The sequence below is a fragment of the Streptomyces sp. NPDC058579 genome (assembly GCF_042718575.1).
Classification (GTDB): Bacteria; Actinomycetota; Actinomycetes; order Streptomycetales; family Streptomycetaceae; genus Streptomyces.
Window position 1 is genome coordinate 216900 of sequence record NZ_JBHXPI010000007.1, and the last position, 12775, is coordinate 229674.

General features: G+C 73.7%; 11 protein-coding genes. 9 read left to right on the forward strand and 2 right to left on the reverse strand.

Translation table 11 applies throughout. The features are described from left to right. The first annotated feature begins 7 nt into the window (after nt 1-7). The gene (locus tag ACFWRO_RS12690; RefSeq protein ID WP_384508421.1) at nt 8-823 is read left to right on the forward strand and encodes a hypothetical protein; all 816 of its coding nucleotides are present in this window, start codon (nt 8-10) and stop codon (nt 821-823) included. A gap of 24 nt (nt 824-847) precedes the next feature. Here ACFWRO_RS12690 and ACFWRO_RS12695 read toward each other — a convergent pair whose 3' ends face one another. Next, entirely contained in the window at nt 848-1915 is a 1068-nt protein-coding gene (locus ACFWRO_RS12695) for a Ku protein (protein ID WP_384508424.1), read from the reverse strand. Between the two features lie 49 nt (nt 1916-1964). On the opposite strand from ACFWRO_RS12695, the gene ligD reads away from it, so the two are divergent. From ligD to ACFWRO_RS12735, 8 genes are all read left to right on the forward strand, one after another. Continuing rightward, nucleotides 1965-2849 (forward strand): non-homologous end-joining DNA ligase, encoded by an 885-nt coding sequence (ligD, locus tag ACFWRO_RS12700; protein WP_384508427.1) that lies wholly within the window; start codon nt 1965-1967, stop codon nt 2847-2849. Next, a complete protein-coding gene (locus tag ACFWRO_RS12705) occupies nt 2846-3751 on the forward strand; it encodes a DNA ligase (protein WP_384508430.1) in 906 nt (301 codons plus the stop codon). The genes ligD and ACFWRO_RS12705 overlap by 4 nt, the downstream gene beginning before the upstream one ends. A gap of 159 nt (nt 3752-3910) precedes the next feature. Further along, nucleotides 3911-6001 carry a HEAT repeat domain-containing protein gene (locus ACFWRO_RS12710; RefSeq protein ID WP_384508433.1) on the forward strand — a complete coding sequence of 697 codons (2091 nt, stop codon included), beginning with the start codon at nt 3911-3913 and terminating at the stop codon, nt 5999-6001. A gap of 139 nt (nt 6002-6140) precedes the next feature. Next, a complete protein-coding gene (locus tag ACFWRO_RS12715) occupies nt 6141-6773 on the forward strand; it encodes a class F sortase (protein WP_384508436.1) in 633 nt (210 codons plus the stop codon). Between the two features lie 34 nt (nt 6774-6807). Continuing rightward, complete coding sequence (locus ACFWRO_RS12720) at nt 6808-7668, forward strand: hypothetical protein (protein ID WP_384508438.1); 861 nt, start codon at nt 6808-6810, stop codon at nt 7666-7668. After that, complete coding sequence (locus ACFWRO_RS12725; RefSeq protein WP_384508441.1) at nt 7665-8960, forward strand: ATP-binding protein; 1296 nt, start codon at nt 7665-7667, stop codon at nt 8958-8960. The genes ACFWRO_RS12720 and ACFWRO_RS12725 overlap by 4 nt, the downstream gene beginning before the upstream one ends. A gap of 76 nt (nt 8961-9036) precedes the next feature. Then, on the forward strand, nt 9037-10416 hold the full coding sequence (locus tag ACFWRO_RS12730; RefSeq protein WP_384508443.1) for an FtsW/RodA/SpoVE family cell cycle protein: 1380 nt from the start codon (nt 9037-9039) through the stop codon (nt 10414-10416). Further along, on the forward strand, nt 10413-11882 hold the full coding sequence (locus ACFWRO_RS12735; RefSeq protein ID WP_384508446.1) for a penicillin-binding transpeptidase domain-containing protein: 1470 nt from the start codon (nt 10413-10415) through the stop codon (nt 11880-11882). Before ACFWRO_RS12730 ends, ACFWRO_RS12735 begins: the two co-directional genes overlap by 4 nt. Nucleotides 11883-11886: 4 nt before the next feature. Here ACFWRO_RS12735 and ACFWRO_RS12740 read toward each other — a convergent pair whose 3' ends face one another. Then, nucleotides 11887-12741 carry a hypothetical protein gene (locus ACFWRO_RS12740; protein ID WP_384508448.1) on the reverse strand — a complete coding sequence of 285 codons (855 nt, stop codon included), beginning with the start codon at nt 12739-12741 and terminating at the stop codon, nt 11887-11889. Nucleotides 12742-12775 lie beyond the last annotated feature (34 nt).

Genomic DNA, 12775 nt, shown 5'->3' on the forward strand with positions numbered 1-12775 from the left:
ACAACACATGGCAACACTTCTCTACGTCACCGACCTCGGCTATCAGGCGCGCGGGCGCCGGTACTGCGACGAGGACATCTGGCTCTCGGGGCGGCTGCGCGAGGAGTTCGAGGTCGCGCTCTGCCATCCGCTGGACGCGGCCGGCCTCATGCACCGCTTCGACGCCGTGGTCGTCCGCAACAGCGGACCCGTCCTGCACTACCAGGAGGCGTACGACGCGTTCACCCGCGCGGCCCGCGAGAGCGGCGTGCGGGTCTTCAACTCCCTGACCGGGAAGGGAGACATGGCCGGAAAGGACTACCTCCTGCGCCTGTCGAGGGAGGGATTTCCGGTCATTCCGACGGCGGGCCGTCGTGATGAGTTCGACCGGCTGCCGGAGGCCGCGGAGTACGTCGTGAAGCCGCTGCTCGGAGCGGACTCCGTGGGGCTGCGGTTCGTGGAGCGGGACCGGCTCGGGGAGGTGGACCCGGCCGGGATGCTCGTACAGCCGCGCATCCCGTTCTCGTACGAGGTCTCCTTCTACTTCGTCGGGCCCGACTTCCAGTACGCGCTGTACGCGCCCGACCCGGAGGCCCGCTGGGTCCTTCAGCGGTACGAACCGACCGCCGCCGACCTGGAGTTCGCGCAGCGGTTCGTGGACTGGAACGACCTGGCGCACGGGATCCAGCGGGTGGACGCCTGCCGGGCGCCGGACGGGGAGCTGCTGCTCGTGGAGCTGGAGGACCTCAATCCGTACCTCTCGCTCGACCTGGCCGGTGAGGCGGAGCGGGAGGCCTTCGTCGCGGCGATGAAGGCGTCGCTGCGGGAGCTGGTCAAGGGCTAGGGCCTGGGGCGAGGCTGCCGCCCCTCAGGCCGAGCGCTTGCGCGGCGCCGCCTTCTTGGCGGGCGTCGCGGCCTTCTTCGCCGCCGCCTTCTCCGTCGTCTTGGCCGTGGTCTTGGCCGTGCTCTTCGCCGTGGACTTGGCCGCCGTCTTCTTCGCGGTGGTCTTCTTCGCCGTGGACTTGCGGGCCGGGGCGGCCGTCTTCTTCGCCGCCGTCTTCGCCGTGGACTTCCGCGCCCCCGTCTCCTTCGGGGTGCGCGGCGCGCTCTTGCGGGGCGCGAGCTCGGTGACCTCGGCGACGGAACCGCTCTCCCCGCGTGCCTCCTTCGCCGCCCGGACACTGCTCTCCAGGGCCGCCATCAGGTCGATGACCTGGCCGCCGCCCTCCGCCTCCGGCTCCGGTGGCGCGACCGCCGCGCCGCCCTCCGCCTTGGCGGCGATCATCCGCTCGACCGCCTCCCGGTAGTCGTCGTGCAGGGTTCTGATGTCGACCTCGCCCAGCGTGGCCATCAGGGCGTCCGCCAGGTCGAGTTCGGCGTCGCGCACCTGGACGGGGGTCTCCGGGGCCACCCCCTCGGGCGCCCGGATCTCGTCCGGCCAGAGCAGCCCGTGCATGGCGATCACGTCGTCCACGACCCGGAGCATCCCGAGCCGCTCCCGCCCGCGCAGCGCGTACTTGGCGACGGCCACCTTCTCGCTGCGCTTCAGCGCCTCGCGGAGCAGGATGTACGGCTTGGCGGCCGGCACCCCGCTCGCGGAGAGGTAGTACGCGGCGTCCATCTGGAGCGGGTCGATCTCCCCGGCCGGTACGAAGGCCACGATCTCGATCGTCTTGGCCGTCGGCAGCGGCAGCGCCGCCAGGTCCTCGTCCGTGATCGGGATCATGGTCCCGTCGGACTCCTCGTAGGCCTTGCCGATCTCCGCCTGGGAGACCTCCTCGCCGTCCAGCTCGCACACCTTGCGGTAGCGGACGCGTCCGCCGTCGGCAGCGTGGATCTGGCGGAAGGACACGGACCGGCTCTCGGTGGCGTTGACCAGCTTGATCGGGATGCTGACCAGGCCGAAGGAAATGGCGCCGTTCCATATGGATCGCACGTTTCATCCCTTTCGCACGACACTTCCGGATTCGTGGGATTCTCATCGTATGACGCCGATCACGGAGGTGGAGGGGCGTCGCCTCCCGCTGAGCAATCTGGACAAGGTCCTCCACCCGGCCACCGGCACCACCAAGGGCGAGCTGCTGCACTACTACGCGACCGTCGGGGCCGCGATCCTGCCCCATCTGCGCGACCGTCCGGTGTCCTTCCTGCGCTATCCGGACGGCCCCGAAGGGCAGCTCTTCTTCACCAAGAACCCGCCGCCCGGCACGCCCGCCTGGGTGAAGACCACCCCGGTCCCCCGCTCCGACGAGCCGCGCGCCCGGCAGGTCATGATCCAGGACCTCGCCTCGCTGATGTGGGCGGCGAACCTGGTCGTGGAGTTCCACACCCCGCAGTGGCGGGCCGGCTCCCCCGCCGTCGCCGACCGCCTCGTCCTCGACCTCGACCCGGGGCCGCCCGCGACCGTCGTGGAGTGCTGCCGGGTGGCCCTCTGGCTGCGCGAGCGGCTCGCGGCCGACGGCCTCGAAGCCTTCGCCAAGACCTCCGGCGCCAAGGGCCTGCACCTGCTCGTCCCGCTGGAGCCGACCCCGTCCGACGAGGTCTCGGCGTACGCGAAGGAGCTGGCCGTGCGCGCCGAGGCGGACCACCCGGCCCTCGTCGTCCACCGGATGGCGAAGGCCCTGCGGCCCGGCAAGGTCTTCGTCGACTTCAGCCAGAACGCCGCCGCCAAGACCACCGCGACCCCCTACACCCTGCGCGCCCGCCCTCTGCCGGCCGTCTCCGCCCCCGTGACCTGGGAGGAGGTCGAGGCCTGCGACGCGCCCGAACGGCTCGTGCTTCTGATGGACGACATCGCGCCACGTCTGGAGCGGTACGGGGAGCTGCTGGGCCCGCTCCTCGACCCGGGCCGGGCCGGGGCCCTGCCATGACCCCGGCGCCCGCGAGCGGCCCCGTCATGCGGCCGCCCGTCGACGTGATGCGCCCCCGCCCGGCCGACGAGATCCCGGCGCAGGGGAGCACGCCCGGGGGGTTCCAGTACTCCCTCAAGCTGGACGGATTCCGCGCCCTCGCCTTCGTCCTTGAGGAGCGCAGGGTCGTCCTCCAGTCGCGCTCGCACCGGGACCTCGCCCCGGAGTTCCCCGAGATCGCGGCGCATCTGGGCGACCGGCTTCCGGCCGGGCTCGTCCTGGACGGGGAGCTGTGCGCGTACCGGGACGGGCGGCTGAGCTTCACCGATCTGCTCCGCTCGGCCGGCGACCGCAGGCGGGCGGGCGTCCCGGTCTCGTACATCGCCTTCGACGTCCTCGCCGTCCCCGGCCGGGACGTCAGGCCGCTGCCGCTCGCGGAGCGCTGGCGGCTGCTGGGGACCGCCCTGGAGGAGATCGGCCCGCCCGTGCAGCGGGTCCTCGCGACGGTGGACGAGAAGACCGCGCGGGACTGGTTCCGCGATCTGCGGGCGGTGGGCGTCGAGGGGGTCGTGGCGAAGGCGCTGCGCTCGCCGTACCGGGCGGGCGAGACGTGGTCATGGCGGAAGGTGCGGCACGCGGACACCCTCGACGGCCTGCTCCTCGGCCTGGTCGGCCCGGTGGACCGGCCCCGGGCGCTGGTCGTCCGCCTCCCCGACGGCCGTACGGTGACGACCTCGCCCAAGCTCACTCCGACGCAGGCCCGCGAGGTCGGCGCGCTGGCGGCGGGGCGGCTCGGGGCGGCCGTGGCCGACCCCGAGCACGGTCCCGTGACGCCGCTCGCGGAGCCGCTCCCGGTGGAGCTGCGGCAGCTGTCGGGGCGGCAGGAGACCGCCCGCTTCGTACGCGTACGGTCCGACGGCTAGCCGTTGCCGCGGGCAACTCCGGGGGCCGTTGCCGCGGATGGCGCGATTCGAGCGGCCCGAGGGCGCTTCCGAGACCGCGTCCGGTCAGCGGGTCCTGCTTCACGGTGTGGTGGTGCACACTTGCGTCCTGGTACAGCTCACGGGGAAGGCGGCAGCCGCATGCTGACGGGGATCGAGGAGGTCGACTGGGCCTCATTGGGGCATGCTTACGGCCCTGCCGACGATGTACCGGGGATGCTGCGCGGACTCGCCGCGTCCGACCCCTCCGAACGGGAACTGGCCCTCGACGGGATGTACGGCGCGGTCCACCACCAGGGCGACGTGTACGACTCGACGCTCGCCTGCATCCCCTTCCTGCTCGAACTCGTCGCCGATCCCGGGGTCCAGGACCGGGGCGGCATCGTGGAGTTGCTCACCAGCATCGGCGGGATCGATCTGAGCGGCGAGGACGAGCTGGACGAACTCGACGCGGACGACGAGGAGTTCATCCCCGCCGCGAACTACGCGATGGCGGCGGCCGCCGTCGCGGCGGGCGCCGACGTCTTCCTCGGGCTCGTCGGCGATCCGGACCCCGAGGTCCGGCTCGCGGCGCCGTGCGCGCTCGCCTCGCTCCACCCCGACCCGGCCCGCGTGCTGACCCTGCTGCGGGAGCGGCTGACGGTCGAGCGCGACACCGAGGTGCGGCTCGCCCTGGTGGAGGCCGTGGGACGGATCGCGCGGCGCCACGAGTCGCTGCGGGACGAGACCGTCGACTGGCTGGGCTGGCTGACCCGCGCGGCCCAGGCGCCCGGCCTTCGGCTCGCGGCCCTCGCCCAGGTGGCCAGGTGCGCGCCGACCGAGGTCCCGGACGACGTGGTGGAGCGGGTGACGCGGCTCCTGGACGAGGTGCGGACCGCGCCGCCCGAGCCGGACACCCGGCCGGGCGGGTCGGCCGGGCAGGTCCGCGAGCTCTTCGAGGAGCGCTCGACCGGCCGCCCGACCCCGTGGACCGACGAGCTGATGCGGACCCTGCACACCGCGCTCGACGACCGGGTCGAGGAGCGGACCGCGCTGATCCTCGCCCAGCTCCGCAGCCCCGACCGCTGCCAGCGCCTGGACGCGATCTGGCTGTGCGGGGGTTTGATACGGGTCTGGCGCGGGCGGTACGAAGAGGTCGTACGGCTGGTCGGGGAGCAGCTCGCCGACCCCGAGCCGAGGCTGCGCGACGCGGCCACCTCGTTCCTCGAAGGCCTCTTCGAGCTGACCGGACCCGCGACGGACGCCCTCGCGGCCCGGCTTGCCCGCCGCCCCGACAGACCGGAGCGGCCGGAGTGGGCGGAGCGCCTCGAAGGCCCGCCCGGCGGGCCGGACGGGCGCGCCAGGGCGCTCCTCGCCCTCGCCCGCTCAGGGGACGCCCGGGCCGTGCCCCCGCTCGCCCGCGCCCTGGTGGAGCCGGACGTACGGCGGGATCTGCTGTACGCCGTGCCCACCCTGGGGCCCGCCGCCGCGCCGCTCGCGCCGCTGCTGCGCCGCAGGCTCGCCCGCGTGGATCTCGACGACCGGCTGTACGAGCACGCTTCGCCGCTGCTCTTCGCGCTGGCCTCGGTCCGGGGCGTGCAGGCGGTGCCGGAGGTGCTGCGGGTGCTGCGCGGGGCGCCGCCGAACCGGCGGGACTGGGTGCAGGAGGCGGCCCTTACGGCCCTGGCGGCCTTCGGTCCCGCCGCGCGGGCGGTGATCCCGGACGCGCGCGAGCTCCTGGAGAGCGAGGCGGCGGCGGTCTCGGCGCAGGCGGCGCTCACGCTCTGGTCGGTCGAGGGCGACCGCGAGGCCGTGCTGCCGACCCTCGCGGGCTGGCTGGGGCCTGACGCGACGGCGCCGGACCGGTGCGCGGCGGCCCGGGCGATCGGCGTGATCGGCCCGGCGGCGGCGCGCAGCGCGCCGGCCCTGCTCCCCGGCCTCGACTGCCGCGACCTGTGGGTACGGGTGCGCAGCGCGGTGGCCCTGTGGCGGGTGTCCGGGGACGCGGAGGCGGCGCTTCCGGTGCTGCTCGACGCCTGGGAGGAGAACCGGCACGCGCGCGTGGACATCGCGGAGTGCCTGGCGGAGATGGGGCCCGCGGCGGGGGAGTCGGCGCGCTGGATGATCCGCGCGGAGCTGGACCGGCGGCGGCGGCACAACGTGCGCGAGAGCGGCTACAGCAGCCATGACGTCCACGAGGACGAGAAGCTGCTGACCTTCTGCCGGGCGGCGCTCGACCGGATGGACCGGTAGGGCGGAGCCCGGGGGTGGCCGTGGCGGCTTCGTCGCGGCGCCTACGGCCCACTGTTACAAGGCCGCAATAGCGGACATTTAGCTTCGAATCCATCAGCTGTCTTCCCTCAGCTGTCGCCGTGAGGATCCGGAGCCGCCCATGCCGTCCGTGCCACCCATGCCCCGCCGTCGGCTGCTCGGCGGCTCCGCGCTCGCGCTCGCCCTCGGTGGCGGCCTGCTCGCCTGCTCGACCGTCGCGGGCGCCGCCCCGGGGCCCGTCGCCCCCGACGTCTCCGTGCGGAACGTCACAGCGGCCCCGTCGCGGCACGAGGCGCCGCCGATGACGGCCTCGGAGCCGACGCGGCTCGTCGTCCCGGCGGCCGGCGTGGACACGTCCTCGGTCCTTCGGCTCGGTCTCGACGCCGAGGGCGGCCTCCAAGTGCCCTCCGTCGACGAGGCCGAGCAGGCGGGCTGGTACACAGGAGGGGTGACGCCGGGCGAGAAGGGGCCCGCCGTCCTGGTCGCGCACTACGACACGGCGAAGGGCCCGGCGCTCCTCCGCTACGTGGCGAAGGTGCGCACCGGGGACAGAATCGAGGTCGGCCGGGCGGACGGCTCCACCGCTGTCTTCGAGGTACGCGAGATCCAGCAGGTCGACAAAAAGGACTTCCCTACGAATAAGGTCTATGGGAAGACCGACCGTCCCGAGCTGCGGCTGATCACCTGCGGCGGACCGATCGCGGACGGCCATCGCACCGACAACATCATCCTCTTCGCCGACCTCGTGAGCTGACGGGTCGCGGGGAGCGGACCCACCGAGGAGCAGAGTGAGAAGGCGCGGACTGCCGCTCGTCGCCGCCGTGGCCCTGGCCGTGGCGGCGCCGTTCGTGCTGTCCGGCTGCGGCACCGAGGGCGAGCTGAGGAGCGCCGGGGTCACCCCCACCGCCATCGGCCCCGTCCGCCTCTGGCCCGAGGTGCCGCCGGCCACCGAGCCGCCGCTCGACTACGGCGAGACCGACACCGAGTCCGTCCCCGGCATACGGGTGCCCGACAACGACGTCCGCAAGGTCGACGCCGTCGCGGTCGTCCGGGCCGAGGTGAACGCCCACCCGGAGACGTACTCCGGCGCGGACGGCATGTACGAGGAGACGGCCCGGCAGATCGGCCGGTGCGCCGAGGAGCCCGCGCAGTGCCCGGTCATGCGGGCGTACTACCGGGATCTGACCGGCAACGGCCGCGACGAGCTGATCGTCGGCATCCGGATGCCCGACCAGCAGGTCGGCGTGCGCGTCTACACCGCCGAGAACAACGGGCTCACCCGGATCATGGCCACCATCGACCAGGTGATCAGCGTGGAGCTGGCCGGCCGCGACCTGATCGTGCGGGCCGCCTCGGCGGGCATCCCGGGGTACGAGTACCGCACGGCCTGGTCCTGGGACGAGCAGCAGCGCGCGATGCTGCCGACCCGGGACGAGATCGTCCGCGTCAAGCCCCGGGGGCCGTCCGCCTCGCCGGCGCCCGAGCCCCGGCTCGTCGAGCCCTCGCCGTCCCCGGCGCCGCCAGGCTCCTCGCGCGGGCCCGAGCCCTCGGCCTCCCCCGAGGCCGCGACCCCGGCCCCGGCCCCGTCCGCAGCCTCCGGCTCGGGCTCCGCCGCCGGCTCCGACGACCCGTTCGTGGAGCCCTCGTGACGGCGCGCCGCGGACGGCGGCGGCCCCGCCTTCCGGCCTGGACCGCGACGCTGACGTGGAAGTCCGCGGTCTTCATCACCGTCATGTGCTGCGCCCTGGCGGCGCTGCTCGGCGCCCTCGTCCATGTGTCGGTGGCGGGCCAGACCGAGGACGACTTCCGCGAGCGGGCGCTGACCCGGCTCACCACCGCCTCCCGCGCGTACGAGGCGGGCGACCCGCTCCCCCGGGCCGCCGGGATCGACCCGGAGGGCCTGCCCGAGGAGCTGCGCGCGCTCGCCGTGCGCGGCGAGCGGGGCACGGTGGTCGAGTCGCACGAGGGCCGGCCGACGATGTGGGCGGCGGGACCGGCGGACGGCCGCGCCCTCGCCGTCCGGGTCGACTACTCGGCGGGCCGGGAGATCATCGAGGGCCTCGACCAGTCGATCCTCGGCTCCTCGGTCCTCGCGATCGGGACGACGCTGCTCCTGGGCGCGTTCGCGGTCACCCGGGTCACCCGGCGGCTGCACCTGACCGCGCAGGTGGCCCGGCGGATCAGCGCGGGCGACCTCGACGCGCGCGTGGACGACCCCCGCACGAAGGACCCGGCGCGCCCGCAGGACGAGGTGGCCACGGTCTCCGGGGCGCTCGACACGATGGCCTCCTCGCTCCAGCGCAAGCTGCAGACCGAGCAGCGCTTCACGGCGGACGTGGCGCACGAGCTGCGCACCCCGCTGACCGGCCTGTCGGCGGCGGCCGAACTCCTGCCGGAGGGGCGGCCGTCGGAGCTGGTCAGGGACCGGGTCCGGGCGATGCGCTCGCTGACCGAGGACCTCCTGGAGATCTCCCGGCTCGACGCCCGCAACGAGACCGTGGACCTGGCGATGCACGATCTCGCCACGGTCGCCCGGGGCGTGGTGCGGGCGTCCGGCACCGAGACCGAGGTGCGGGTCCTCCGTGACGCGACGGTCGAGACGGACCGGCGGCGCCTGGAGCGGGTCCTCGGCAACCTCGTCGCCAACGCGCACCGGCACGGCGCCCCGCCGGTCGTCCTGACCGTGGACGGCGCCGTCGTGACCGTACGGGACCACGGTCCGGGCTACCCGGAGTACCTGCCGGCGACCGGGCCGCAGCGGTTCCGTACCGAGAGCGGCGGCAAGGGGCACGGGCTCGGGCTCACGATCGCGGCCGGGCAGGCCGAAGTGATCGGCGCGGAGCTGGCCTTCGCCGACGCCCCGGACGGCGGCGCCCTGGCGCGGCTGACGCTGCCGGAGTACGTGCGGCTCGCCGAGCCGGACGAGGATCCGGAGCCGTGAGACGGCCGTGACGGCCGAGACGGCACACCGTCACACATAAGGGATATAAGCCATATCGCTTGCTACGTTGCGGTTCATGACCGCAACGACGGCGGACGCTCCCCCGCCCGGGCTACGCATCCCGAAGCGCCGCGGCGTGGAACTCTCCCTCCTCGTCTGCGCCGTCCTCATCTCCGTCCTGGGGTACGTCGACGTGGGCCTGGCCCACAGCGGCGCGGTGCCTCCGGACGCGCTGCGCTACGGGGCCGGTCTCGGCGGGCTCGCGCTCCTCGCCCATCTCGCCGTACGGTTCCGGGCTCCGTACGCCGATCCGCTGCTGCTGCCGATCGCGGTGCTGCTCAACGGCCTCGGCCTGGTGCTGATCTACCGGCTCGACCTGGAGACCCCGAAGGACCAGGCGGCCTTCGCGCAGCTGGTCTGGTCGGCGCTCGGGGTGGCACTGTTCGGCGCGGTCGTGGTGCTGCTGCGCGACCACCGGGTGCTCCAGCGGTACGCGTACCTCTCGATGGCCAGCGCCCTGGTCCTGATGCTCGTGCCGATCTTCTTCCCGGCGGTCAACGGCGCGAAGATCTGGATCCGGATCGGCGGACTCTCCTTCCAGCCGGGCGAGTTCGCCAAGATCCTCCTCGCGGTCTTCTTCGCCGCGTACCTGGCGGCCAACCGCAACGCGCTCGCGTACACAGGACGCAGGATCTGGCGGCTCCAGCTGCCCACCGGCCGCGTGCTCGGGCCGATCGCGGCGATCTGGCTGCTGAGTGTGGGCGTGCTGGTCCTTGAGCGGGACCTCGGCACCTCGCTGCTCTTCTTCGGCCTCTTCGTGATCATGCTGTACGTGGCCACGGGCCGGACCGGCTGGATCGCGGTCGGGCTGCTCCTGGCGGGTGTCGGGGCGTTCGCGGTCGGCTCGATCGAACCGCACGTGCACAGCCGCGTCGAGGACTGGCTGAACCCCTACGCCTCCATCGAGGCGGGCGACGGGCCGAGCCAGCTCGCGCAGTCCCTGTTCGCCTTCGCGGCGGGCGGGATGTTCGGCACCGGCCTCGGCCTCGGCCACTCGATCCTGATCGGCTTCGCCGCCAAGTCCGACTTCATCCTTGCGACGGCGGGCGAGGAGCTGGGCCTGGGCGGCCTCACCGCCCTGTTCCTGCTGTACGCGCTGCTCGTCGCGCGCGGGTACCGCGCCGGGCTCGCCCTGCGCGACCCCTTCGGGCGGCTGCTCGCGATCGGCCTCGCCTCGATCCTGGCCCTCCAGGTCTTCGTGATCGCCGGCGGGGTGATGGGCCTGATCCCGCTGACCGGCATGGCGATGCCGTTCCTGGCGCAGGGCGGCTCGTCCGTCGTGACCAACTGGATCATCGTGGCGCTGCTCATCCGGGTCAGCGACTCGGCCCGCGCGCCCCGCCCGGAGCTGGTCGAGGCCGGGGTCATCGCGCCGATCGTGGAGGACGCCCGGTGATCCGGTACATCCGGCGCGCGGCGGCGCTCTGTCTGGTCCTGCTCGTGGCGCTGCTCGTCAACGCGGCGCGGGTGATGGTCGTCCAGTCCGATTCTCTGGACGAGAACCCGGCCAACCGGCGGGTGGCGATCGCCCGTTGGGGCGAGCCGCGCGGCGAGATCGTGGTCGACGGGCGGCCGGTGACCGGCTCGCGCGACAGCGGCCAGCAGCTGCGCTACGAACGGACGTACAAGCAGGGCCCGTTGTACGCGCCGGTGACCGGCTTCGCCTCGCAGACGTACGGCACGACGTTCGTGGAGCACGCCGAGGACGGCATCCTGGCGGGTACGGATCCGCTGCTCGCACCGTTCCCGTTCTGGAACGACCTCAGCCGGGGGCGGCAGGCGGGCGGCGACGTGGTGACGACGATCCGGGCGTCCATGCAGCAGGCCGCGTACCGGGGGCTCGGCGGGAAGCGGGGCGCGGTGGCGGCCGTCGAGCCGTCGAGCGGCCGGATCCTGGCACTCGTCTCCTCCCCCTCGTACGAACCGGGCGAGCTGTCCGGTACGGGCGACGGGGTCGAGGGGGCCTGGGCCCGGCTCACCACCTCGCCGAACCAGCCGATGCTGAACCGGGCGATCCGGCAGACGTATCCGCCCGGCTCCACGTTCAAGATCGTGACGGCGGCGGCCGCGATCGACGCGGGCACGGTGACGGACGTCGAGGCGCCGACGGACACCCCGGACCCGTTCATCCTGCCGGGGACCCGGCAGGTGCTGCCGAACGCGGCCACCGGCTGCGGCAACGCGTCCCTGGCGTACGCGCTCCAGTGGTCGTGCAACACGGTGATGGCGGGGCTCGGGGTCGACGTGGGGCTCACGGGGATGGTGGACGCGGTCGAGAGGTTCGGCTTCAACGACGTCGGCCTGACGATCCCGTCCTGGGTGGCCAGGTCCAACTTCGACCGCGCGATGAGCGACGACCAGCTGGCGCTCTCGTCCATCGGCCAGTTCGACACGACGGCGACGCCGCTGCAGATGGCGCTGGTGGCGGCGGCGGTCGCCAACAACGGGGAGATCGCGCACCCGTACCTGGTCGAGCGGACGACGACGGCGCGCGGCACGACGGTCGACACGACCGGCCGGCTCAGCTACCGGCAGGCGATGCGCCCCTCGACCGCGACCCAGCTGCAGCGGCTGATGGTCAGGGCGGTCGAGGAGGGCACGGGCAGCAACGCCGCGATCCCGGGGGCCACGGTCGGCGGCAAGACGGGCACGGCCCAGCACGGCCTGGGCAACACCGGCACTCCGTACGCCTGGTTCATCGCCTGGGCCCAGGCCGCGGACGCGGCCCAGCCCGCGGTGGCGGTCGCGGTCGTCGTCGAGGACGCCGAGGCCAGGCGTACGGAGATCAGCGGCGGCGGCAGCGCGGCGCCGATCGCCCGCGCGGTGATGGAGGAGGCGCTGCGCGCCAAGGAGAGGCGCTAGATCCTTACTTGATCGGCTTCCGCATCTCGGCGCGGACCTTCGCCGTGGTGTCGGCGAGCTCCGCCAGGTCGACGTCGTACGGGTCGGCGGTGGCCGACTCGGTGGTGACGACGGCGACGAAGGAGGCCGTGTTGTCGTCGCCCCAGGCGCACATGGGGAGGGTCGCGGTCCCGGCGGCGTCCTTGGTGGTGGTGACCTGGCAGCTGATGGTGACGTCGTGACCGGCCGGCCTGAAGTCCTTGGGCTTGATCACGAGCGTGGTGCCCTTGTCCTTGGCCGCGCCGGTCAGGATGGACGCGCGGGTGCCCGCCGGGTCCTTGAGCCTGCCGTGGAAGCCGGAGACGACGAGGACGGAGTCCTCCTTGCCGGTGTACTGGGCGATGGCCGCCTTGACGTCCTTGACCGAGGGGTCGTAGGTGTCCTCGACCTCCTTGCCCTCGGTCTCGGAGGCGTCGTTGGAGAGCGTGAACTGCCCGTCCAGGAGGGTCTTGGGCACGACCAGCTTGTGCGTCGCCTCCGGGAAGTCGCCGGTGACCCCGGCCCCGTCGAGGACGAGCTTGCCCGCGTAGCCGAGGCCGGCGACGACGGCCAGCGAGCCGACGACGATCCCGACGATCAGCCCGGTCCGGTTCTTCTTCGGCGGCGGCCCCATCGGCGGCTGCCCCCAGCCGCCGGCGCCGGGCCCCGGGTACTGCTGGGGGATGCCCGGCTGCTGCGGGTAGCCCTGGTGCGGCGGGCCGTAGGGCCCGGGCTGGGGCATCCCCTGCGGCGGACCGTACGGCCCCGGCTGCTGCGGGGGCGGCACGGGACCGCCGTAGGGGTTGTGCGGCGGCTGGTTCGGCGGTGGCGGCATGCTCATGGCGGGCACGGTACGTCACCGGCGTGAACACCGG